The organism is Stenotrophomonas sp. 21LCFQ19, from assembly GCF_056861425.1.
In genome coordinates this window covers 42034-65425 of the sequence record NZ_JBSPUF010000011.1, presented here as the reverse complement: position 1 = coordinate 65425, position 23392 = coordinate 42034, and the positions used below count along the sequence as shown (strand labels likewise).

Sequence of the window (23392 nt, the reverse complement as noted above, 5' to 3'; positions counted from 1 at the left end):
GTTGCCTGTTACCCGGGTGCGCTGCGCTTACCCGGGCTACCTCTTTGGCGGCCTCGCACATAGGAAACCCGATGACAGGGATCTGACATCGGGTCTCGGGTGGCGCGAATACGGGTGGCTTCGATCAGCGGTGACTGCGTGAAAGCACCATCGAATAGGCAAACCGGCCCGGCGGATGCAGGCTGGTCGCGACCAGCAGCAGGCGGCCGTTGGCATCGCGGTAACGGCGCTGCACGCGCATCGCCGGCTCGCTCTTCTTGATGTCGAGCAGCTTGGCGTCGGCTGCTTCAAATGAAGCGGCGTCAAATACCTGCTCCACCCGCGACAGCCTGGTCGGGTCGAGGAACTTGGCCAGCGCACGCGCGGCGCCGGCCACTTCCAGCAATTTCTCGGTCGGTACACCGGTGCGCACCGGGATCAGCATCTCGGTGACGGCGATCGGCTCGCGGGTCTGTTCTTCCAGGCGCAGGCAGTGCAGGCGCAGGTATTCCTTGCCTTCGTGGATGTCCAGGCGCTGTGCCATCGCAGGGTCGGCCAGCTTGCGTTCGGCCTCCAGCACCTGCAGGCGGGTGCTGTTGCCGTACTGCATCAGCAGGTCGACGGTGTCGATCTCGTGCTCGTAACGCATTGCCGAGTTCTGCGCGATCACCCGCGTGCCAGCGCCGGGGCGGCGCTGCACCAGGCCGGCGCTGATCAACTGCGCCAAGGCCGCGCGTGCGGTGTGGCGGCTGACGCTGAAACGCTCGCACAGCTCCAGTTCGGTGGGTAGCAAGGTACCAACGGCGTACTCGCCCTTCTCGATTGCCGCCTGCAGTAGGTCGCCCAGTTCGGCATAGCGGGGCTTGCTGCGTCGCGTACCAGTCATATGTACAGATCCTTGTTCAAAGTCTGAGCGAGAGTTCCTGCCAGCTGCGCTGCAGGGGTTCACGGTGTTCGGGTGCGGCGATGGCGATCAGGGCCTGGGCCCGTGCATGGACGTCGAGGTGGCGTAGATCGGCTACGCCATGTTCGCTGACGATGCAGTCGGCATCTACGCGGGCAAGGCTTACGGGACCGGTGGGTAGCATCGGCACGATCCTGCTTTCGCCCTTCGAGGTACTGGCAGGGAGTGCAATGATGCCGCGACCAGCGGTCGATTGGCGAGCGCCTTGCAGGAAATCAGGCAGGCCGCCCACACCACTCAGTTGGCGTCCAGACAGGAACTCGCCGTTCACCTGGCCCAGCAGATCCACCGACAACGCGCTGTTGATGGCGGTCAGGCGCGGGATACCGGCCAGTACGTTGTGGTCGTGGGTATGGCCGACCTCGCGGAAACTGATGCTGCGCGGGGCTATGTCATACAGCGCCTGTGTACCCAGCGCGACGCCTGCCACCACAGCATCCGGTGCTGCCGACAGCGCGCCGGATTCGAGCAGGCCGAGCAGGCCATCGGAAACCATGCCACTGTGGATGCGCAGGTTGCGCCGCTCGCGCACCGCGCGTAGCACCGCCGATTGCAGGCGGCCCAGGCCGAGCTGGAGGGTCGCGCCATCCTCGACCAGGGTAGCGACCTGTGCCGCAACCGCGTCCATCGCAGCATCGGCAGGTGGATCGGGGATGGCCAGCAGCGGCGCATCCTGCTCGATGGCGGCGGTGATCCGCGACAAGGGAATGGACGGCCCGCGCGTGCGCGGCATGCGCGGGTTGATATGCGCCAGGATGCGGGTCGCGCGTGGCCAGGCCGCCGGGGTGAAGTCGCAGGCAATGCCCAGCGAGCAGTTGCCGTCCTCGTCAGGCGGCGACACCTGCACCAGCACGGTGTCGAAGGCCACGCTCTCGCGCAGCCAGCGCCAGGTGGAGGTATAGGTCATCGGCAGGTAGTCGACGCGGCCCGCCAGCCACGAACTGCGCAGATCACCGCTCAGGAAGATCGTGCGCTGGCGTGCCTGCGGGTGCAGTCCGGCAAAATCGAAGGTGTTGACGGTGGGGATGTGCACGCCGGTGAAGCGCAGCCCGCCGCAGCGCTCGGTGCCGCTGCGCAGCCAGTGTTCGAACAGCAGGGAATGTCCGGCACAGCCGGGCGCGTAGACGTCGGGTCCCTGCGCGAGGTAATCGAAGAAGGTGTCGGCATCCAGAAGTCGGGGCATGGGGCTGATTGCGGCGTTCGGGAGACGGATCATATGATATGTCCGGACAAAGTCGGTTATGCTCCTTTCACGCGGTTGCTGTTCCCACCACCCAAACCCGCTGTTGCGGGCCTGCACCGAGACCTCATCGCGCGATGACCACGCCTGTTGCCAGCCTTACCGAACAGCTCGCCCAGCGCCTGCAACGGCCGGTGGATGCCGCCGCCCGTGAGCGTGCTGCCTTGCTGCTGGTCGATTGGCTGGGCTGCGCCCTGGCTGCGTTGCGCTATCCGATTGCCGCCCAGCTGCAGTCGGTGGTGCAGGCGCAGGCTGGCGGCAATGTGGTGGCCTTGGGCGCTGGCCGCCGCAGTGCAGCCGACGCGCTGCTGCTCAATGCCGCGCTCGGTAATGTGCTGGAAATGGACGATGTGCACCGCGCTGCCATCCTGCATCCCGGCCCGGTCGTCATCCCGGTCGCGCTGGCTGCAGCACAGGCCGAAGGCGCGGATGCGACGGCGCTGCTAGACGCCATCGTGCGCGGCTATGAAGCCACCATTCGTGTCGGTCGTGCGCTGGGCAAGACGCATTACCGCTATTGGCATCCCACCTCGACCGCTGGCGCCTTTGGTGCGGCGGCTGCGGCGGCATCAGTACTGAACCTGCCTGCTGAATCGCTGGCCGATGCGCTGGGCAATGCCGGCAGTCGCACCGGCGGGCTGTGGCAGATGCGCCACGAGCCGGTGCCGACCAAGTCATTGCATAACGCCGAAGCCGCACGCAGTGGCTGGCTGGCGGCGCAGTTGGCGCTTGCTGGCATGCGTGGGCCGCGCAGGATACTGGAAGGTGAGCAGGGTCTGTTTGCCGCCACTGCGCCGGACGCTGTACCGGAACTGGTGGTTGCCGACGAAGGCGACTGGCTGGTCCACAGCACCAGCCTGAAGCCGTGGCCGGCCTGCCGGCATGCACATCCGGCCATCGATGCGATGCTGGAAGCGGTCGCGCAGCTCGATCCCACTGACGCCGCGCAGATCGAACGCATCGAAGTACGCACCTATGCCGAGGCCCTGCGCTTCTGCGACCGCGCCCAGCCACAGACCGAGCTGGAGGCCAAGTTCAGCCTGCAGCACGCGCTGGCCTCGATCCTGGTCAATGGCCGGCCGCAACTTGCGCACTACACCGCCGAAGCCTGCAGCGATGCTGAACTGGCGCCGTGGCGGCAGCGTATCGCGTTGATCGAGGATGCAGCCTGCAGCCAGCGTTTCCCAGCGCACTACGGCGCCAGCGTGCAGCTGTGGCTGGCCGATGGCCGCAGCGTGCAGGCCGAGCGCATCGATGCCTGGGGCGACCCGGAATGCCCGATGTCGGCCGACGATGTGCTGGCCAAGGCGCTGGCCTTGGCGCAATGGGGTGGCGTATCCGCAGGCTTGGCGCAACCCCTCTTTGGGCAGGTGCAGGCGTTGGCCAATGGCGGCAGTCTGGACGCCTTGAACGCCATGTTGGCGCGGGTGGCCTGATGCGATTGACTGAAGCGCTGTTGCAGCATGCGAGCACGCTGCGTTTTGAAGACCTTTCCGCCGAGGCGATCGCGGCCACGAAGGTGTTCGTGATGGATTCGGCGGCCGTGGGGCTTTCTGGCTCCGGCCCGCAGGTGCCGCTGACCCAAACCGTTCGACGCAGCGCCGCCAGCTACGGCAGCGGCAATGCCGCGCGTGTGTGGGTGACCGGCGAAGCCTTGCCGGCGGCCAGCGCGGCGATGGTCAACGGCTACCAGATCCACAGCCAGGAATTTGATTGCGTACATATGCCGGCAGTGGTGCATCCATTGGCGGTTATTCAATCGGCCTTGGTTGCCGCCGCCGAGCAGCGTGCAAACGTCGATGGCGTGGCGGTCGATGGCAAGGCCTTGATCGCAGCGCTCAATGTTGCGGTCGATGTAGCCACGCTGATCGGCATCAGCGGCCGCGCACCGATGCGCTTCTTCCGACCTTCGATGTGCGGTGCACTCGGTGCAGCAGCTGGCATTGCCCACCTGCATGGCGCTGACGAGGAACTGCTGCGTCGCGCGCTCGGCCTGACCTATAGCCACCTGTCCGGCACCATGCAGGCGCATGTGGAAGGCTCGCCGACGCTGGCCTTGCAGGTCGCACTGAATTCGCGCGCTGCCCTGAGCTGTTGGGAACTGGCTCGCAATGGCTTCCCGGCGCCGCGCGAGATGCTGGAAGGGCCCTTCGGCTATCTGCCGCTGATCGAGGGCGAATTCGACGTCGGACCGTCGCTGCAGATGCTGGCCGCGCGCGAAGCGCAGATGCTCACCGTGAGCCACAAGGTGTTCCCGACCGGCGGCGCCGCGCATGCCGCGCAGGACATGCTGATGGAGCTGCGCCAGCAGCACGGCCTGCAGCTGGACAACGTCGCCAGCATCGAACTGCAGGCGCCGCCGCTGGTGCGCCGCTTGGTCGGCCGCAGTTATCAGCCCACAATGGAAGCCAGCTACGCCCGGCTGTGCCTGCCGTTCCTGCTCGGCACTGTGTTGCTGGATGGCAAGGTCGGCTTGTCCGCCTATGCGCCGGACAAGCTCGCCGACGCGCAGCTGGCCGCGTTCGCCAACCAGGTCAGCCTGGTGCCGAACGACTGCGACGATCCCAATGCGCTGGTGCCGCAATCGATGGCGGTCACCCTGCGTGATGGCCGCGTGCTGCACAACCACCGCGATGCCGCCATCGGTTCACCACAACGGCCGCTGTCACGCGCCCAGCAGCTTGAGAAGTTCCACCACTGCCTTGACCACGCCGCGCGTCCCTTCGATGCCGGCCACCGTGCTGCCCTGATCTCCCACTTCGACCAATTGCAGGACATCGACGATGTCAGGCAGCTGGTCGACCTGCTGATTGTCGAGAACCCATGACCTACGCCACCTATTTCGAATCCTTCGATGTCAAGGAGCTGCTTCAGCAGTTCCCGCTGGACCAGGCCTTCACCGACAAGTTCAAGACCATCAGCCGCGAGGAACTGCGCGCCGAGCAGAACGCGATGTTCCTGCGCTGCGTGGCACGCGCCTGGCAGATTCCGTTCTACCAGCGCCTGTGGGGCAATGCAGGCATCAAGCCTGGAGATATCCAGAGCCTGGACGACATCACCAAGCTGCCGGTGTTCGGCAAGCACGAGATCATGGCGTCGGTCGAAGGCAATCCGCCGCTGGGCGATTTCCACGGCTGGCAGGACGGCACCGACGCTGGCAACAAGCCGCTGGTCTTCCACACCACCTCCGGCACCACCGGTCGCCCGCAGCCGCTGGTGTTCTCGCCGCATTCGCGCGAAGTGCAGAGCTTGCTGCTTGCCCGCCTGTACCGCTGGCAGGGCATGCAGCCCGGCGACGTGGTGCACTCGGTGTATGGCCACGGCATGATCAACGGCGGCCATTACGTGCGCGAAGCGGTGACGCATTACACGCAGGCGCTGTTCTGCTCGGCCGGCACCGGCATCGAGATGCGCTCTGCGCAGCAGGTGCAATTGATGAAGAACATGGGCGCCAACGTGATTGTTGGCTTCGCCGACTATATCAAGAAGCTGGCCGACGTGGCCCGCGAGAACGGCCTGGTGCCGGGCAAGGACATCCCGGTGCGGATGATCTGCGGTCACCTCGGCCGTGAATCGCGCGAGTCGTTGTCGGCCGCTTGGGGCGGTGTCGAACTGTACGACTGGTATGGCGTGGGCGACACCGGCGCGATTGCCGGGCAGGGCCCGGACCAGGATGGTCTCTATCTAATGGAAGACGCGCAGTACGTCGAAATCCTCGACGTGGACAGTGGTGAACTGGTGGCCGATGGCGACACCGGCGACATGGTGGTCACCTGCCTGTACAAGGACGACATCTACCCGATCATCCGCTTCAACACCCACGACGTGACCCGCGTGCTGACCACGCCCTCGCCGCTGGGCATGAACCTGCGCCGCATCGAAGGCTTCCTTGGCCGCAGCGACAACATGGTCAAGATCCGCGGCATCAACGTGTTCCCGCAGGCGATGGCGCCGGTGCTGGAAGAACATGCATCGTTCGCTGGTGAGTTCATCTGCGTCGCCAGCCGCGACGAAGGCGGGCGCGACGATCTGGCTGTGCACGTGGAAACCCGTGGCGCATTGGATGACGCACAACTGGCAGCGGAGTTCGCCGCGTTGCTGCGCCAGCGCCTCGGTGTTGAAATGAGCATCGTGCTGGCCGCACCGGGTGAGCTGGCGGCATTGACGGGTATCGAAGTTCGGCAGAAGCCGGTGCGTCTGATCGACAAACGTTTCGCTTGAGGAAGACCGCGTGAGCAAGGCCGATGCGCAGTTGTTGAGCATGGATATGACGGCGCAGGCGGCCTTGCTGGCTGCCGGTGACGTCAGCTGCACCGAACTGATCGAGCAGCAGCTGGCGGCCATCGCTGCCAGCCAGGTGCAGATCAACAGCTATATCCATGTCGATGCGGAAGGCGCGTTGGCCGCGGCCACGCAGTCCCAGCAACGCCGCCAACGTGGCCTGGCGCGTCCTTTGGAAGGCCTGCCGATCGCGGTCAAGGACAATATCGACGTTGCCGGCATGGTCACCACCGCTGGCATGGAGACCCGCCGTCACAGCGCAGCCGCCAGCAGCGACAATCCTGCGGTGGGTGCCTTGCGCGCAGCCGGCGCGGTGATCGTCGGCAAGCTCAACATGCACGAAGCGGCGATGGGCGTCGACAACGACAACCCGTTCTATGGTGCTTGTCACAACCCGCATCGGCACGGTTATACGCCGGGCGGTTCCAGCGGTGGCAGTGGCGCGGCGGTGGCCGCTGGTTTGTGCGCGGCGGCGCTGGGCACCGACACCATGGGTTCGGTGCGCATCCCGGCAAGCTATTGCGGTGTGGTTGGGCTCAAGCCCAGTTGGGGCGCGATCAGCACGCGCGGCACGGTTGCCCTGTGCAGGCGGCTGGATCACATTGGCCCATTGACGCGTTCGGCGCGTGACCTGCGCCTGTTGCTGCAGCTCATGTCTGGCTTCGATCCGGACTGCGCGCAGTCGCGCTTCATCCAATACGCCGCGCCGGATGCGGAGGGCCTGCGCATTGGCGTGGTGGATCTGTTCGATGCAACCGATATCGCGCCCGACGTGCAGGCGGCATTCGAGGATGGCCTGCGCGTGCTGGTCGGCTTGGGCCATCAGCTGAAACCGCTGCCGGCACCGGCATTTGCGTCGGCACGCGCACGTCGCGCTGGCCTGCTGATGAGCGAAGCCGAGTTGCTGGTCGAACACGCCGAGGCCTGGGCCGCTGACCGCAGCAAATTCTCGCCGCTGCTGGTCAAGCTGATGTCCTGGGCAGAAGGCCGCAGCGCTGCCGAGCTGGCTGCCGCCTCGCAGCTCGCCGATCGCGGGCAGGTGCAGCTGCAGCAGTGGCTGGCGCGTTGCGACGTGCTGGTAATGCCAACTGCGCCGCAGCGTGCATTCCCGTTCGGAACCCCGGCGCCGGCCAGCCAGGCCGATCTCACCGCTTACGCCAACCTGGCCGGCAACCCAGCCTTGTCGGTACCGCTGCCGGTAGCTGAGGGAGAGTTGCCCGCCGGCATGCAGCTGATCGGCAATGTGGGCGACGAACTCACGCTGATTGCGCTGGCGGAGGCGTTCCAGCAAGCGATTGGCTGGCAGCCCGTGCTGCCCGAAGCCTGCAAAACCTGGTGGCCGAAATGAAGCTGCTCGAGGGCGTTCGCGTTCTAGACCTGTCGCGCATCCTTGCCGGCCCCTGGGCCACGCAGGTGCTGGCCGACTTCGGCGCCGATGTCATCAAGGTCGAGCGCCCCGGCGTGGGTGACGACACCCGCAGTTGGGGCCCGCCCTACCTGCAGGACGCCGACGGCAATGACAGCAGCGAGTCGGCGTATTACCTGTGCGCCAACCGCGGCAAGCGCTCGGTGGCGATTGATTTCACCACAGGGGAAGGGCAGGCGCTGTTGCGCGAGCTGATCGTGCACTGTCACGTGCTGGTGGAGAACTACAAGGTCGGTGGCCTGAAGAAGTACGGGCTGGATTTCACCAGCCTGCAGGCGATCAACCCGAAGCTGGTGTATTGCTCGATCACCGGCTACGGCCAGGATGGCCCATACGCGCAGCGCGCCGGCTATGACGCGGCGATCCAGGCCATAGGCGGCCTGATGAGCGTCACCGGCGAGCCAGACGGTGCGCCGGGTGCCGGCCCGCAGAAAGTAGGTGTGGCCGCGACCGATCTGATGACTGGCATGTATGCGGCGACGGCGATCCTGGCTGCGTTGCGCCATGCCGAACGCACCGGTGTTGGCCAGCAGATCGATCTGGCGCTGCTGGATACCCAGGTCGCATGGCTGGCCAACCAAGCTTCCAACTATCTGATCGGCGGCGTGGTGCCGACCCGGCAGGGCACGGCGCATCCGAACATCGTGCCGTACCAGGTGATGCCGGCCGCTGATGGCTATTTCATGCTGGCGGTTGGCAATGACGGTCAGTTCGCACGCTTGTGCGAGGTGATTGGCGAGCCCGAGCTGGCGCGTGATCCGCGCTATGCCAGCAACAACGCCCGGGTTGCGAACCGCGAGCTGCTGGTGCCGCATCTGCAGCAGGTGTTGCGCACGCGGCCGACGTCCGAATGGTTGGCGGCGCTGGAGCAAGCGGTGGTGCCGGCCAATCCGGTCAACCGGATTGATCAGGTGTTTGCTGACCCGCAGGTGCAGGCGCGTGGTTTGCGGATTGAGTTGCCGCATGCCGGTGGTGGCAGCGTGGCGATGGTGCGTAATCCGTTGAAGTTCTCGGCAACGCCGTTGCGCTATGAGCAGGCGGCGCCGGTGTTGGGGCAGCACACCTCCGAGGTGTTGGGGGAGGTGCTTGCTGTTGATGGCGAGCGGCTGCGGGTGTTGCGGGAGCTGGGTGTGGTTGGGGTTGCTGCTGAAGCTAAAAGCTGAGTGCTGAGTGCTGAGAGCTGGAGCTGGAGCGTTACCCCTCCCCAGCCCTCCCCTTGGCTGCGCCAAAGGGAGGGGGCAAAGCGGGTCGCTGCCATCTGACAGATCGCAGGCTTGCGCTCCCTCCCTTTGGCGTAGCCAAGGGGAGGGTTGGGGAGGGGTGCTTTTGGCGATCAATCTTCAGCTGGAGCATTGCCAGCTTCGCGGCTTACGCCGCTCCCACAAAAATACAAAAAAAACCAAAGGGCGAATCACGCGCCGCCAGGGAACCCCTGCTGCCGCCACGCCTCATACACCACCACGGCGACCGAGTTGGACAGGTTCAGGCTGCGGTTGTTTGGCTGCATCGGCAGGCGCAGGCGATGGCCATCGGGCAGGGAATCAAGCAGATCCTGCGGCAGACCGCGGGTTTCCGGGCCGAACAGGAAGGCGTCGCCATCGGCGAACTGCACGGTGTCATAGCGAACGCTGGAGCGGGTACTCAATGCAAACAAACGCTTCGGGGCGATGCGCGCCAAGGCGGTTTCCAGGTCCGGGTGGACCTGCATCTGTGCGTACTCGTGATAGTCCAGGCCGGCGCGCTTCAGCTGCTTGTCACTGAGGTCGAAACCCAGGGGCTCGATCAGGTGCAGCCGCGCGCCGGTGTTGGCGCAGAGCCGGATCACATTGCCGGTGTTCGGCGGGATCTCGGGCTGGTAAAGCACTACATCGAAAACAGGGGCAGAAGTCATCGGCGCAGTTTACGCCGGGTGTTGCGTCATCGCTGGCTTAGTTGGAAACCATGCCCTGCGCGACGACCTTGCCGATGGCTTCAGCAGCGGCTTCGGCAGCCATGGCCTGCACCTGCTCAACCTCCGGGCGGACGGTGATGGCCGGCAGCGACACCATCCACTGGCCGGCGCGGGTGCCGATGGCGACCGGGCTGGCGGAGGCCAGCTGGCTGGCGGTCTGTTCGGCCATCAGCTCGACCATCTGGCCGACGGTCGGGCGAACCTGCACCGCAGCCAGGGTCGGGATGTTGCTGCTGGCTTCGTGCTGGGCCTGTGCCAGCTGATCAGCGGAAGGGCGAACCTGCACGGTGTCCAAAGTGACGATATCCGAAGCCTGGACCGAAGAAACAAAGCCGGTGCTGGCGACGAGGGCGATGGCAAGGGCGAGAGACTTGGCGTTCATGGCGGGACCTGTTTGGTGTGTGTGGGCAGTGGTGTGGTAGTAAGGTAGTACAGTGATTTCCGTAGTGCAAGAACTTTCTTTGCTTTTTTTGATTTGTTCAGCAATCAGTCATTTATTGTCTGAAGTGATCTGGCTGCGAGTAATAGGCAGCAGGATGTGTGCCAATCACATCTAATTGATAAATAAGGGTTTGTTGATTATGAAAAGTGTCCGCTGTCCGGACACTCGCCGCGTCTGCAGTGACCGGACGGACACCGGTGCAGCTGCTTCGGTACCCATGACGCATGGCGTATGACGATGTGACGGCGCCCGGTTAGGATCTGCGTTCACCTTCATACCCAAACGGAAATGGAATGAACGCAGCTATGCCCCGCACCGCCTTGTTGACCTTGGCCCTGAGCGCCGCCCTGGGCGGATTCGTTGGCGCCCCGCTGGTTGCGGAGGCCAAGCCGGCCGCCGCCGCTGCGTCGGTCGATATCCCGTATGAAGAGTTCACCCTGCCCAACGGCCTGCGCGTGGTGGTGCACACCGACCGCAAGGCGCCGATCGTGGCGGTGAACATCTGGTACCACGTCGGTGCCAAGGACGAACCGGCCGGGCGCACCGGCTTCGCGCATCTGTTCGAGCACTTGATGTTCCAGCGCAGCGAAAACCACGACGGCGAGTTCTTCGAACCCTTCAAGCAGGTCGGCGCCACCGACCAGAACGGCACCACCAATACCGACCGCACCAATTACTTCCAGAACGTGCCGACCACCGCGTTGGACATGGCGCTGTGGATGGAGTCGGACCGCATGGGCCATCTGGTCGGCGCCATCGATCAGGCCGCCCTGGATGAGCAGCGCGGCGTGGTGCAGAACGAAAAGCGCCAGGGCGAGAACCAGCCTTACGGCCAGGTCTGGGACAAGCTGACCCGCGCCATGTACCCGGCGGGCCATCCGTATCACCACGGCGTGATCGGTTCGATGAACGACCTCAACGCCGCCTCGTTGGATGACGTCAAAACCTGGTTCCACACCTGGTACGGCCCGAACAACGCGGTGCTGGTGCTGGCCGGCGACATCGACGTGGCCACCGCCAAGGAAAAGGCCGCCAAGTTCTTCGGCGACATCCCGGCTGGCCCGACCATGGCGCAGCCGGCGGTGAACGTTGCGCAGCGCGCTGCCACCACCCGCGAAGTGATGACCGACAAGGTGCCGCAGGCGCGTATCTACCGCGCCTGGAACGTTGCCCAGGTTGGTACCACCGATATCGATCAGCTCGACCTGTTCTCCTACGTGCTGGGCGGTGCCAAGTCCTCGCGTCTGGACCAGCGTCTGCTGCACAAGGACAAGCTGGTCGACAACATCAGCGCGATGACCGATGCCTCGCAGCTCGGCTCCAACTTCCTGATCATGGCCACGGTCAAGCAGGGCGTGGACCCGGCCAAGGTCGAGGCGGCCATCGACGAGGAGCTGAAGCGACTGATCGCCGAAGGCCCGACTGCCGATGAGCTGGAGCGCGCCAAGGTGCAGTCACGTGCCGGCTTCGTGCGTGGCATCGAGCGTATTGGTGGCTTCGGCGGCAAGGCCGACGCGTTGGCCCAGTGCACCGTTTACGAAGGCAACCCGGGTTGCTTCCGTACCTCGCTGGCCAATGTGGATGCGGCGACTGCGGCCGACGTGAAGGCAGCCGGCGCCAAGTGGCTGGGCGTGGGCGACCACACCATCGTGGTCGAGCCGGGTGAGCGTGTTGCGCTGGCCGAGCTGCCGTCGGTCAAGCCGGCGCCGTTCAACGTGCCGGCCGTGGACTCCAAGTACACCACGCTGCCGAGCCAGGTCGACCGCAGCGCCGGCGTGCCCAAGACCACCAGCTTCCCGGAACTGAAGTTCCCGCAGATGCAGCGCGCCACGCTGAAGAACGGCACCCAGGTGGTGCTGGCCGAGCGCCATGATGTTCCGGTGGTGCAGTTCAGCTATGAGTTCCCGGGTGGCTTCACCGCCGACCGTGGCCGCAAGCCGGGCACCGCCAACTTCACCATGGGCATGCTGGACGAAGGCGCTGGCCAGCTCGGCTCGCTGGCGTTCGCCGATGCTGTGGAAAGCCTGGGTGCACGCGTCAGCGCAGGTGCGTCGTTGGATGGTTCCAACGTGTACCTGTCGGCACTGAAGGAAAACCTGGCGCCGTCGCTGGCGCTGTATGCCGACGTGGTGCGTGCACCGCGCTTCGAGCAGAACGAGATCGACCGCATCAAGGCCACCTGGATTGCAGGCATCCAGCAGGAAAAGGCGCAGCCCAATGCGGTGGCGATGCGCGTGCTGCCGCCGCTGCTGTACGGCGCAGGCCACCCGTATGCGATTCCGTTCACCGGTAGCGGAGACGAAGCGGCGATCCAGTCGCTGACCCGTGACGACCTGACCTCCTTCCACAAGCAGTGGATTCGTCCGGAAGGCGCCACCCTGATCGTGGTCGGTGACACCACCTTGAAGGACCTCGTGCCGTTGCTGGAGCGTAGCTTCGGTGACTGGAAGGGCGAGGGTGCGCGGCCGAAGGTGGAGGCCCTGACCAATGTGGATCGCCCGCAGGCATCGCGCGTGTTCCTGATCGACCAGCCGGGCGCGGTGCAGGCCAACCTGTTCGCCGGTCAGGTCGCGCCCTCGACGATGGATGCGGGCACCACCCGCTTCGACATCGCCAATGGCGTGCTGGGTGGCGACTTCACCTCGCGCCTGAACATGAACCTGCGTGAGGACAAGCACTGGTCCTATGGCGCACGTTCGTCGGCCTCCAATGCCTTGGGCCAGCGCCCGTGGATGGCGGTTGCACCGGTACAGATCGACAAGACCGGGGAGGCGATGAAGGAAATGAACGCCGAGATCAGCCAGTTCGCCAGCGGCCAGCGTCCGCCGACCGATGCCGAGGTCAACCGCATCCGCAACATCCAGACGCTGAGCCTGCCGGGTGCCTACGAAACCGCATCGGCGGTGATGAGCACCATCGGTGGCATCGTGCGTTATGGCCGTCCGGACGACTACGTGTTCAAGCGCAAGGCCGAGATCGAAGCGATGACCCCGGCGCAGGTCGCCGAGGCAGCCAAGATCCTGGATCCGTCCAAGCTGACCTGGGTGGTGGTAGGCGACCTGAAGCAGACCGAGGCCCCGGTGCGCGCCCTGAAGCTGGGCGAAGTGACCGTGATCGACGCCGACGGCAAGCCGGTGGAGAAGAAGTAAGCGGCAGGGCGTAGCCGTCTTGCGCTGAAGCCTTACCGGGAAGTCCCCTGCCGAGCATGGCTCGGCACTACGCTTCTGCCCCCTCCCTTTCGCGCAGCGAAGGGGAGGGCTGGGGAGGGGTTCTTTAGCCCCTCTCCCGTGTACGGGAGAGGGGTTGGGGTGAGGGCAGCTTTTAGCTTTGGCCGGTAAAGCCCCTGCCGAGCATGGCTCGGCACTACACCTTTGCCCCCTCCCTTTCGCGCAGCGAAGGGGAGGGCTGGGGAGGGGTAGGTTTTGTCTTTGCCGCGCACCAAATCACCGGGATCACCACCTGTTCATCCATTCCCGGCACAATCCCTGCTGATCTTCACAAGGAATAGTCCATGCGCGTCCTGCTTCTGTCCGCCCTGATCGCCAGCACCGCCGCCTGTACCTGGGTGCCGATTGAATCCGGCGGCAAGGCCGTACGCGTACTGCCCGCAGGTCCGGTTGCACCGGGCTGCGTGACCAAGAGCGATATCGAGGTCACCGTGACGAACAAGGTCGGCTTCTACAACCGCAACCCGCTGCGCGTACAGGAAGAGCTCGAAACCCTGGCCCGCAACGAAGCCCCCAGTGCCGGCGCCAATGCCGTGCAGGCCATCGGGCTGCCGGCCGATGGCAGCCAGCGCTTTGCCGCCTTCCAGTGCCCGCCGCGTTGATTTTCCAGCTGTCTTACGGCCCCGGCGGCTCCATACGCCGGGCCGCCGATTTGTAAAGATGCGGTAAAAATGCGCAGGCGCTAGAATGGCGACCCCTTCGCCTGAGTCTTGGCGCTTTCTGATGCCTTTTCAAAACGTCTCGATCGCGGGACTGGCGCATATTGATGCGCCGCATACGCTGACCTCAAAGGAAATCAACGAGCGGCTCCAGCCCACGCTGGAACGCCTGGGCATTCGTGCCGACGTGCTTGGCGATATCGCCGGCATCCACGCGCGCCGCCTTTGGGACCAGGGTACACAGGCCTCGGACGCCGCCACCATGGCCGGCCGCAAGGCGCTGGAAGATGCCGGCATCACCGCCGACAAGGTTGGCCTGCTGATCAATACCTCGGTCAGCCGTGATTACCTGGAGCCGTCCACCGCTTCCATCGTGTCCGGCAACCTGGGCATCGGCGAAGCGTGCGTCACCTTCGACATCGCCAACGCCTGCCTTGCCTTCATCAATGGCATGGACATGGCGGCGCTGATGTTGGAGCGCGGCGACATCGACTATGCGTTGATCGTCGACGGCGAAACCTCCAACCTGGTCTATGAAAAGACCCTGGAACGCATGATGTCCCCGGACATCACCGCCCAGCAGATGCGTGACGAAGTCGCTGCGCTGACCACCGGTTCCGGTGCGGCGGCAATGGTGATGGCGCGCTCGGAGCTGGTGCCGGACGCCCCGCGCTACAAGGGCGGCGTGACCCGTGCAGCCAACCAGTGGAACAAGCTGTGCGTGGGCAACCTGGACCGCATGGTCACCGACACCCGCATGCTGCTGATCGAAGGCATCAAGCTGGCCACCAAGACCTTTGAAGCTACGCGCGAAGCGCTGGGCTGGGCGGTGGAGGAGATCGACCAGTTCGTGATCCACCAGGTCAGCCAGCCGCATACCAATGCCTTCATCAAGGCCTTCGGCATCGACCCGAAGAAGGTGATGACCATCTTTGGCGAGCACGGCAACATCGGCCCGGCGTCGGTACCGATCGTGCTGAGCAAGCTGCGCCAGCTGGGCAAGCTCAAGAAGGGCGACCGCGTCGCGCTGATGGGTATCGGCTCGGGCTTGAACTGCACGATGGCCGAGGTGGTCTGGTAAGTTCCGGCCTGGCCGCGAACTTCCAGATTGCATGCTTTTCCTTCTCCCCTTGTGGGAGGAACAAAGGGCCTGCCCCCGCGAAGGCGGGGGTGCCCGAAGGGCGGAAAAGGGGACGCGTGCGCAGCACGCAAGCGCCTGGAGTTCGAGCGGTAGTCCACGCTCCTCCACTCCGGCCAACCCTCTCCCCAACCCCTCTCCCGGCGGGAGAGGGGCTTAGCAGCCGCAGGTGCAACCCGATGAACAAACTCCCCGGTTACCCCAGCAAGACCCACCGCTTCGAAGTCCGCCCCGGCTTGTCGATGAACTACATCGATGAAGGCCCGAGCGACGGTGAGGTGGTGGTGATGCTGCACGGCAACCCGTCGTGGAGCTACCTGTGGCGGCACCTGGTCAACGGCCTCAGCGACAAGTACCGCTGCATCGTGCCGGACCATATCGGCATGGGCCTGTCGGACAAGCCCGACGACAAGCGTTATGAGTACACCCTGCAGTCGCGCGTGGATGATCTGGACGCACTGCTCAAGCACCTGGGCATCACCGGTCCGGTGACGCTGGCCGTGCACGACTGGGGCGGCATGATCGGCTTCGGTTGGGCGCTGTCGCACCACGATCAGGTCAAGCGCCTGGTGATCACCAACACGGCCTCGTTCCCGTTGCCGCCGGAGAAGCCGATGCCGTGGCAGATCGCCATGGGCCGGCACTGGAAGCCGGGCGAATGGTTCATCCGCACCTTCAATGCATTCTCGTCCGGCGCCTCGTGGCTGGGCGTGAGCCGGCGCATGCCAGCCGATGTGCGCCGCGCCTATGTGTCGCCGTACAACAACTGGGCCAACCGCATTTCCACCATCCGCTTCATGCAGGACATCCCGCTGTCGCCAGCCGACAAGGCCTGGTCCCTGCTGGAGCGTGCGGCGGCAGCGCTGCCGTCGTTTGCGGATCGCCCGGTGTACATCGCCTGGGGCCTGCGTGACATCTGCTTCGATCATCATTTCCTTACCGGCTTCCGCAAGGCATTGCCGCAGGCTGAAGTGACCGAGTTCGAAGATGCCAACCACTATGTGCTGGAAGACAAGCACGAAGTGATCGTGCCGGCGGTAAGAGCCTTCCTGGAGCGCAACCCACTGGGGTGAGCCGGGGCTTGTGGGAGCGCGGGCACTTGTAGGAGCGGCGTCAGCCGCGAAGCAAGGGATAGATCCGCTACGGCTACCTCCGCATCCTGCAAGCCGTTGCCTGGCGTTTCGCGCAAAGCGCGCGCGATGATTGATTTCTCGCGGACTGAAGCGTTGCCAGCTTCGCGGCTGACGCCGCTCCTACAGGCTCGCGTAGGTGTGCGAAGCTCTGTGCTTCTTTGCACAGGGAGTGACAGATGGATTTCGACAGCCTGGACCGTCAGTTGCGTGACAGCGCGCAGGACCTTGCGTTGAGCAACGAGGAACGCTCCGCACTGCGCGAGCTGGGCGTCGAACTACCGCCCGACCGCCTGCGCTTCCTGCGCAATCGCGCCTTCGATATCGCCCGCGAACAGGTCGCTGCCAATCCTGCCGAAGCACTGCCGATGCTGAAGTGGGTTGAACAGGTGGTGCGCACGCTGGACGTCAATGCTGGCCCGGTCGAAACCCTGACCAGCACCTATTTCTCCCCGGGCGATGCCTGCATGCAACGCCTGCGCGCGCTGTGCGCCAGCGCCAAACAGACCCTGGACATCTGCGTGTTCACCATCTCCGATGACCGCCTCAGCGGAGTCATCCTGGACGCGTACAAGCGCGGCGTGACGGTGCGCATCATCAGCGACAACGACAAGGTCTACGACGACGGGAACGACGTCCGGCGCTTGAACGAGAGCGGCATCCCGGTGCGGGTGGACCACAGCGAGTACCACATGCACCACAAGTTCGCGCTGTTCGATGGCAAGCAGCTGGCCAACGGCAGCTTCAACTGGACGCGCACCGCGACCGAGCACAACGATGAGAATCTGGTGGTCAGCAATGACCGCAACCTGGTGCGCAGCTTCGCGCAGCAGTTCGAGGTGTTGTGGGGGCGTTACAAAGCGCTTTGAGGGGCGGACTTTCGCTTCTCGCCTTTCGCTTCTGGCTTTCTGCTTTTATGTCGTTGATTTACTTGCCGTCATTCCCGCGCAGGCGGGAATCGCTCTGGCTCTTGCTTCGGCTTCTGCCTTGGCTTTGGACAGGGCAAGGGTGAAGAGCAACAGCAAGAGCGATTCCCGCCTGCGCGGGAATGACGGCGTAAGGGCAAGGGCCAAAGCCCAAAGCCCAAAGCCCAAAGCCCAAAGCCCAAAGCCAACAACTACCGCATCACCCTCAAGCGGCAATCGGCGTATTCGGCGGTGACGACGGGCTGTTGCCGTTGTCGTCCGGATGGTCATCGCCATCGTTGTCGGCATCATCGCGCCAGCGCCAGTCGGCCAGGGTCAATGCGGGCATGCCGTGGGCGATGCGCGCGCGGTCGCACTGTGAGCTGGCCTTGCCGTATTCCCAGGAGGCGTCCACCTCGCGGCACACGCTGGGCCGGTTCGGGTGGATGGTGCAGCGTGAGTACACGCCGATCTCCGAGTCCAGGGCCACGCAGCGGATCGGGTCCGAGTAGGTGCCCTGCATGCACAGCCGGTGCGGGTCCAGGCGCTGGGTCAGCTGATGGGGCACGCCGCCTTCGGTGACTTCGTCCGATTCCATCCAATGGAAGGCAACGCGGTATTGGGTGCAGCAGGCACCGCAGGTCAGGCAGGGATGGGGCATGGGATACCGGCCTAGGCGGCAGGATTAGGACAAAAGGAAGGTGCGAAATTTTCCACGGTGACGGCCTGCGCGCAAGATTTTTCTGCATTGGCGACAATAGGAAGATGAACGAAACCTGCAATATCGCCGCGCGCCTGCCCGAGCTGGCGCGTGAACGGCCCGACCAGATCGCCATCCGTTGCCCCGGCAAGCCCGCCGCCAATGGCATGGCCGCCTATGACGTGATCCTCGATTACCGCACCCTGGACGCCCGCAGCGACGCCATTGCCGCCGGATTGGCGGCCAACGGCATCGGCCGCGGGGTGCGGGCGGTGGTGATGGTGCGGCCGGGGCCGGAGTTCTTCCTGTTGATGTTTGCCCTGTTCAAGATCGGCGCGGTGCCGGTGCTGGTCGATCCGGGCATTGATAAGCGCGCGCTGAAGCAGTGCCTGGATGAAGCACGGCCGCAGGCCTTCATCGGCATCCCCTTGGCGCAATTTGCGCGGGTGCTGCTGGGCTGGGCCAAGGCGGCAACGGTCAAGGTCACCGTCGGTCGACGCTGGGGCTGGGGCGGGACCACGCTGGCGAAGATAGAGGCCGATGGTGCAGGCGCGGGCAGCCAACTGGCCGCCACCGCGCCCGACGACGTGGCCGCGATCCTGTTCACCAGCGGCTCCACCGGCGTGCCCAAGGGCGTGGTCTATCGCCACCGCCATTTCGTCGGCCAGGTGGAACTGCTGCGAAATGCCTTCGGCATGCAGCCCGGTGGCATCGACCTGCCGACCTTCCCGCCGTTCGCGTTGTTCGACCCGGCGCTGGGCCTGACGTCGGTGATTCCTGACATGGACCCGACCCGGCCGGGCAGCGCCGATCCGTGCAAGCTTCACGATGCCATTGCCCGCTTCGGCGTGACCCAGCTGTTCGGTTCACCGGCCTTGATGCGGGTGCTGGCCGAGCACGGCCAGCCGCTGCCAACGGTGACCCGCGCCACTTCGGCGGGTGCGCCGGTGCCGCCGGAGATCGTGTCCAAGATCCGTTCGCTGATGCCGGAAGACGGCCAGTTCTGGACGCCATACGGCGCCACCGAATGCCTGCCGGTAGCGGTGATTGAAGGCCGCGAACTGGTCGATACGCGTGAGGCCACCGAGGCTGGTGCGGGCACCTGTGTTGGTCGCGTGGTCGCACCGAATGTCGTGCGCATCATTGCCATCACCGACGAACCCATTGCTGACTGGAATGGCGTGCGTGAGTTGCCGGCCGGTGAAGTGGGCGAGATCACCGTGGTTGGCCCGACAACGACCGATAGTTACTTCAACCGGCCGCAGGCAACGGCGGCGGCCAAGATCCGCGAAGTACTGGCCGATGGCGGCGAGCGCATCGTGCACCGGATGGGCGATGTGGGTTGGTTCGATGCCGAAGGGCGGCTGTGGTTCTGCGGGCGCAAGACGCATCGGGTCGAGACGGCGACAGGGCCGCTGTATACCGAGCAGGTGGAGCCGGTGTTCAACACCGTGGCAGGTGTGCGGCGTACGGCTTTGGTGGGTGTTGGTGAGCTGGGCCAGCAGGTGCCGGTGCTGTGTTACGAACTGCTGCCGGATCAGCATTTCGCTGAAATCGAGAAGCAGTTGCGGATCTTGGCATTGGCTCATCCGGGCTTCGCAGGCATCGAACACTTCCTGCGTCACCCGGGTTTCCCCGTGGATATCCGCCACAACGCCAAGATCGGGCGCGAGAAGCTGGCAGTGTGGGCGCAGGCGCAGCTGGGGTGAGCTGGAAGGCTTGAAGCACGAGCACGAGCACGAGCACGAGCAAGAGCAAGAGCAAGAGCAAGAGCACCCCTCCCAACCCTCCCCTTCGCTGCGCGAAAGGGAGGGCTAAAGCTTTGCCCCCTCCTTTTGCTGTAGGCAAGGGGAGGGTTGGGGAGGGGTAAAGCGCAGTGTTCTTTGAGTCGATGGACAGCTTGAATCCAGTGATTCCCTGACAGGCTCCCATCGCCAGCAATCGCAGGCTTTCCGTACCAAGAACGGAGAGCTGCAATGGACAAGCTGCGAAGGCGTGCCAGAGCCTTGCGCAACACACCCACCGATGCCGAAGACCGCCTATGGCAGCAACTGCGCCGGCGCCAGTTGGCAGGTTTCCGCTTCCGTCGGCAGATGCCCTTGGCCGGATACATCGCCGACTTCGTCTGCCTTGAAGCGAAGCTGATCGTCGAGCTGGATGGTGGGCAGCATCTTGAGCAGCTTGCCTATGACCAGCGGCGGACCGAGGTGCTGCATGGGCTGGGCTTTCGGGTGCTTCGCTACTGGAATGACGAGGTTCTGCAGCGGATGCCGGCGGTGTTGGAGGACATTCTGCGGGCCTTGGCGCGCGGCGAAGAGCACCCCTCCCAACCCTCCCCTTCGCTGCGCGAAAGGGAGGGCTAAAGCCTGGCTGCTCGACGCAACCGCAGCGCTGCTGCTGTTGCCCCCTCCCTTTGCCGCAGGCAAGGGGAGGGTTGGGGAGGGGGGCTCTTGCTCCCTCCCTTGCGCCGAAGGCGGAGGGGAGGGCTGGGGAGGGGTAACGCTCTCCGCCAACATCCCCTGCAAAGCACCCAAACACCACTACTGCGATACTGACGGACAAATCTCAATGCTTCCGCCGCGGCCAGTCGGCGCGGAAGCCCAGCAACAGAGCGATCAAACGAATGAAGATTCTGGTTACCGGTGGTGGTGGTTTTCTCGGTCAGGCCTTGTGCCGTGGCCTGGTCGAACGCGGCCATCAGGTGCTGAGCTTCAATCGCGGGCATTACCCGGCATTGCAGGAAATCGGGGTAGGGCAGATCCGTGGCGACTTGGCCGATGCCAATGCCGTGCATCACGCCGCTGCCGGTGTGGATGCCATCTTCCACAATGCCGCCAAGGCCGGTGCCTGGGGCAGCTACGACAGCTACTTCCAGGCCAATGTGGTCGGCACCCGCAACGTGCTTGCCGCCTGCAAGGCGCATGGCATCGGCCGCCTGGTCTATACCTCCACGCCCAGCGTCACCCACCGCGCCACCCATCCGGTCGAAGGCCTGGGGGCGGATGAGGTGCCTTACGGCGAGGACTTCCAGGCGCCTTATGCCGCCACCAAGACCATCGCCGAACAGGAGGTGCTGGCCGCCAATGGTGCCGATCTGGCAACCATCGCCCTGCGCCCGCGGCTGATCTGGGGCCCGGGCGACAACCAGCTGGTGCCGCGGCTGGCCGAACGCGCGCGCGCCGGCCGCCTGCGCTTTGTCGGTGATGGTACGAACAAGGTCGATACCACCTTCATCGACAACGCCGCGCAGGCGCACTTCGATGCCTTCGATCATCTGGTGGTCGGTGCGGCCTGCGCCGGCAAGGCCTACTTCATTTCCAACGGCGAGCCACTGCCGATGCGCGAACTGCTCAACCGCCTGCTTGCAGCGGTGGGTGCGCCCGGCGTGGAGAAGTCGATCTCGTTCAAGACCGCTTACCGCATCGGCTCGGTCTGCGAAAAACTGTGGCCGCTGCTGCGCTTGTCCGGCGAGCCGCCGATGACCCGCTTCCTCGCCGAGCAGCTGTGCACGCCGCATTGGTATTCGATGGAGCCGGCACGCCGCGATTTCGGCTATGTGCCCAGGGTGTCCATCGAGGAAGGCCTGCGGCGTTTGGCCGCCGCATCCTGAATGGACCGTGTCGTCATCATCCGGCGCTAACGTTCCTGTCACCGTATCGCGACCGGCAATTGCCGAGGATGGAACCCTGATTCCAACCGAGGACCCAGCCCATGCTGCATTACGCCGTCGTTTTCTTCGTCATCGCCATCATTGCCGCCGTACTCGGCTTCAGTGGCATTGCCGGTGCGGCCAGCAATATCGCGTGGATCCTGTTCGTCGTCTTCCTGATCCTTGCGGTGGTGTCGATGTTCCGCAAGAAAGGCTGATCACTCCTGACGCCAGAAACAGAACGGCCCGCATCCTCGTGGAGGGTGCGGGCCGCGTCGTTTCAGCAGTTTAGATCAGGCCGACGTGCTGATCGAGCTGCGCAGGCCCTTGTCTGCGGCGTTGCGCTCCAGCGCCAGCTCGATCAGGCGGGTGATCAGCGCGGTATAGCCCAGACCGCTTGCGCCCCACAGCTTGGGATACATGCTGATCTTGGTGAAGCCGGGCAGGGTGTTCAGTTCGTTGATGACGACGTCGCCGGCCTCGGTGAGGAACACGTCGACGCGTGCCATGCCGATGCAGTCCAGCGCCTGGTAGGCGCGCACGGCGATCTCGCGGATGCGCTGCTGCGCATCGGCAGCGATATCGGCCGGGATCACCGTCTCCGCACCGCTGGCGCTGATGTACTTGGTGTCATAGGCGTAGAAGTCGTCATGCACCACCACTTCGCCGCAGACGCTGGCCTCGGGCACGTCATTGCCCAGCACTGCGCATTCGATCTCACGGCCGACAATCGCCGATTCCACCAGCACCTTGTGGTCGAACGACAGGGCCAATGCCATCGCGGTGGCGAACTCGTCGGCGGTGCGCACCTTGCTCACGCCAACCGAGGAACCCTGGTTGGCCGGCTTGACGAACAGCGGCAGGCCGAGATGCGCGACCAGCGCGTCGTAGTCGGCGTGTGCAGCAGTGACATGGTTGAAACAGGCAAACGGCGCCACCGCCAGGCCGGCATCGCGCAGCAGGCGCTTGGCCATGTCCTTGTCCATCGCCGCGGCTGCGCCAAGCACGCCGGGGCCAGCGAAGGGCAGGTTCAAGGTGCGCAGCAGGCCCTGCAGGGTGCCGTCTTCGCCGAGGGTGCCGTGCACGATCGGGAACACCACATCCAACTGCGGCACGTCGCGACCATCGGCGGCCAGCAGCTGGCCGCGCTCGGCGCCGGGCAGTACCGACAGCACCGGGCCGGAGGTGTCCAGCGCAATGCGCTTGGGATCATCGGCATTGAGCAGGAAACCGGCCGCATCGCACAGGTGCCACAGGCCCTGCTTGTCCACGCCGATCAGGCTGACGTCGAAACGTTCCTTGTCCAGCGCATCGAAGATGTTCTTCGCCGACTGCAGCGAGACCTCGTGCTCGGCCGAGCGACCGCCGAAAATGATGCCAACCCGGGTCTTGCCCATTGCCTGTGTGCTCCTGACGCTGTGTTTGGTGGTGTCTGCATAGCATGAACGCAAACGCCGGAAATGGGGATTGGGGATTCGGGATTTGTTTATCGCGGGGCGCTGACATGAACAAACCCTGTGCGGACGATGCATCAGAGCCCGTAGCCCGGGTAAGCGCAGCGCACCCGGGAGCAAGCCAGCACCGGCTTCCCACGCGTCCGCCAACGGCCCCGGGCGCGCTGCGCTTACCCGGGCTACGTCGCGGGGCGTCGCAACATCGTGCATGGCAGGCTCCCGATCCCGGCCCTCCGGTAGAATGCCG

20 protein-coding genes are annotated in these 23392 nt (G+C 64.8%); 14 read left to right on the top strand and 6 right to left on the bottom strand.

The window, feature by feature from the left end; all coding sequences use genetic code 11:
• Positions 1-124 precede the first annotated feature (124 nt).
• Positions 125-865, bottom strand: coding sequence for a GntR family transcriptional regulator (locus tag AC13FW_RS13215; RefSeq protein WP_482989361.1), 741 nt, complete (start codon positions 863-865; stop codon positions 125-127).
• Positions 866-881: 16 nt separating this feature from the next.
• Positions 882-2126 carry an acetyl-CoA hydrolase/transferase family protein gene (locus tag AC13FW_RS13210; protein WP_482989360.1) on the bottom strand — a complete coding sequence of 415 codons (1245 nt, stop codon included), beginning with the start codon at positions 2124-2126 and terminating at the stop codon, positions 882-884.
• 134 nt (positions 2127-2260) lie between these two features.
• Here AC13FW_RS13210 and AC13FW_RS13205 point away from each other — a divergent pair, with 134 nt between their 5' ends.
• The 5 genes from AC13FW_RS13205 to AC13FW_RS13185 are packed head-to-tail and all read left to right on the top strand — an operon-like array spanning position 2261 to position 9053.
• Complete coding sequence (locus AC13FW_RS13205; RefSeq protein WP_482989359.1) at positions 2261-3619, top strand: MmgE/PrpD family protein; 1359 nt, start codon at positions 2261-2263, stop codon at positions 3617-3619.
• The gene (locus tag AC13FW_RS13200; protein ID WP_482989358.1) at positions 3619-5010 is read left to right on the top strand and encodes an MmgE/PrpD family protein; all 1392 of its coding nucleotides are present in this window, start codon (positions 3619-3621) and stop codon (positions 5008-5010) included. Before AC13FW_RS13205 ends, AC13FW_RS13200 begins: the two co-directional genes overlap by 1 nt.
• On the top strand, positions 5007-6404 hold the full coding sequence (locus tag AC13FW_RS13195) for a phenylacetate--CoA ligase family protein (protein ID WP_482989357.1): 1398 nt from the start codon (positions 5007-5009) through the stop codon (positions 6402-6404). Before AC13FW_RS13200 ends, AC13FW_RS13195 begins: the two co-directional genes overlap by 4 nt.
• Positions 6405-6414: 10 nt before the next feature.
• Positions 6415-7812, top strand: coding sequence for an amidase (locus tag AC13FW_RS13190; RefSeq protein WP_482989356.1), 1398 nt, complete (start codon positions 6415-6417; stop codon positions 7810-7812).
• Entirely contained in the window at positions 7809-9053 is a 1245-nt protein-coding gene (locus AC13FW_RS13185) for a CaiB/BaiF CoA transferase family protein (protein WP_482989355.1), read from the top strand. The genes AC13FW_RS13190 and AC13FW_RS13185 overlap by 4 nt, the downstream gene beginning before the upstream one ends.
• A 248-nt stretch (positions 9054-9301) precedes the next feature.
• Here AC13FW_RS13185 and trmL read toward each other — a convergent pair whose 3' ends face one another.
• Positions 9302-9781: a tRNA (uridine(34)/cytosine(34)/5-carboxymethylaminomethyluridine(34)-2'-O)-methyltransferase TrmL gene (trmL, locus tag AC13FW_RS13180; protein WP_057627589.1), complete on the bottom strand. Its 480-nt coding sequence runs from the start codon at positions 9779-9781 to the stop codon at positions 9302-9304.
• Between the two features lie 37 nt (positions 9782-9818).
• Positions 9819-10223 (bottom strand): hypothetical protein, encoded by a 405-nt coding sequence (locus tag AC13FW_RS13175; RefSeq protein ID WP_296252410.1) that lies wholly within the window; start codon positions 10221-10223, stop codon positions 9819-9821.
• A gap of 353 nt (positions 10224-10576) precedes the next feature.
• Here AC13FW_RS13175 and AC13FW_RS13170 point away from each other — a divergent pair, with 353 nt between their 5' ends.
• The 5 genes from AC13FW_RS13170 (at position 10577) to AC13FW_RS13150 (ending at position 17306) form a co-directional block, all read left to right on the top strand.
• Positions 10577-13432: a M16 family metallopeptidase gene (locus tag AC13FW_RS13170; protein ID WP_482989354.1), complete on the top strand. Its 2856-nt coding sequence runs from the start codon at positions 10577-10579 to the stop codon at positions 13430-13432.
• Between the two features lie 362 nt (positions 13433-13794).
• Positions 13795-14112: a DUF4156 domain-containing protein gene (locus AC13FW_RS13165; protein WP_282269380.1), complete on the top strand. Its 318-nt coding sequence runs from the start codon at positions 13795-13797 to the stop codon at positions 14110-14112.
• Positions 14113-14233: 121 nt separating this feature from the next.
• Entirely contained in the window at positions 14234-15250 is a 1017-nt protein-coding gene (locus AC13FW_RS13160; RefSeq protein ID WP_296252970.1) for a 3-oxoacyl-ACP synthase III, read from the top strand.
• Positions 15251-15486: 236 nt separating this feature from the next.
• The gene (locus AC13FW_RS13155) at positions 15487-16380 is read left to right on the top strand and encodes an alpha/beta fold hydrolase (protein WP_482989353.1); all 894 of its coding nucleotides are present in this window, start codon (positions 15487-15489) and stop codon (positions 16378-16380) included.
• 236 nt (positions 16381-16616) lie between these two features.
• Positions 16617-17306: a phospholipase D-like domain-containing protein gene (locus tag AC13FW_RS13150; protein WP_482989352.1), complete on the top strand. Its 690-nt coding sequence runs from the start codon at positions 16617-16619 to the stop codon at positions 17304-17306.
• A 262-nt stretch (positions 17307-17568) separates the two neighbouring features.
• Here the strand turns inward: AC13FW_RS13150 and AC13FW_RS13145 are convergent, their stop codons facing one another.
• Positions 17569-18003, bottom strand: a complete 435-nt coding sequence (locus AC13FW_RS13145; RefSeq protein WP_282269389.1) for a YkgJ family cysteine cluster protein — start codon at positions 18001-18003, stop codon at positions 17569-17571.
• Between the two features lie 104 nt (positions 18004-18107).
• Here AC13FW_RS13145 and oleC point away from each other — a divergent pair, with 104 nt between their 5' ends.
• The 4 genes from oleC to AC13FW_RS13125 all read left to right on the top strand — a co-directional run bounded on the left by oleC (position 18108) and on the right by AC13FW_RS13125 (position 21909).
• Positions 18108-19751 carry an olefin beta-lactone synthetase gene (oleC, locus tag AC13FW_RS13140; protein ID WP_482989351.1) on the top strand — a complete coding sequence of 548 codons (1644 nt, stop codon included), beginning with the start codon at positions 18108-18110 and terminating at the stop codon, positions 19749-19751.
• A 267-nt stretch (positions 19752-20018) separates the two neighbouring features.
• Complete coding sequence (locus tag AC13FW_RS13135; protein WP_296252982.1) at positions 20019-20405, top strand: endonuclease domain-containing protein; 387 nt, start codon at positions 20019-20021, stop codon at positions 20403-20405.
• Between the two features lie 260 nt (positions 20406-20665).
• Positions 20666-21652, top strand: coding sequence for a 2-alkyl-3-oxoalkanoate reductase (gene oleD, locus AC13FW_RS13130; RefSeq protein ID WP_282269395.1), 987 nt, complete (start codon positions 20666-20668; stop codon positions 21650-21652).
• A gap of 101 nt (positions 21653-21753) precedes the next feature.
• Positions 21754-21909, top strand: coding sequence for a DUF1328 domain-containing protein (locus AC13FW_RS13125; RefSeq protein WP_282269396.1), 156 nt, complete (start codon positions 21754-21756; stop codon positions 21907-21909).
• A gap of 75 nt (positions 21910-21984) precedes the next feature.
• On the opposite strand, the gene ddlA is transcribed toward AC13FW_RS13125, so the two are convergent.
• Complete coding sequence (gene ddlA / locus AC13FW_RS13120; protein WP_482989350.1) at positions 21985-23088, bottom strand: D-alanine--D-alanine ligase; 1104 nt, start codon at positions 23086-23088, stop codon at positions 21985-21987.
• Positions 23089-23392: the final 304 nt, after the last annotated feature.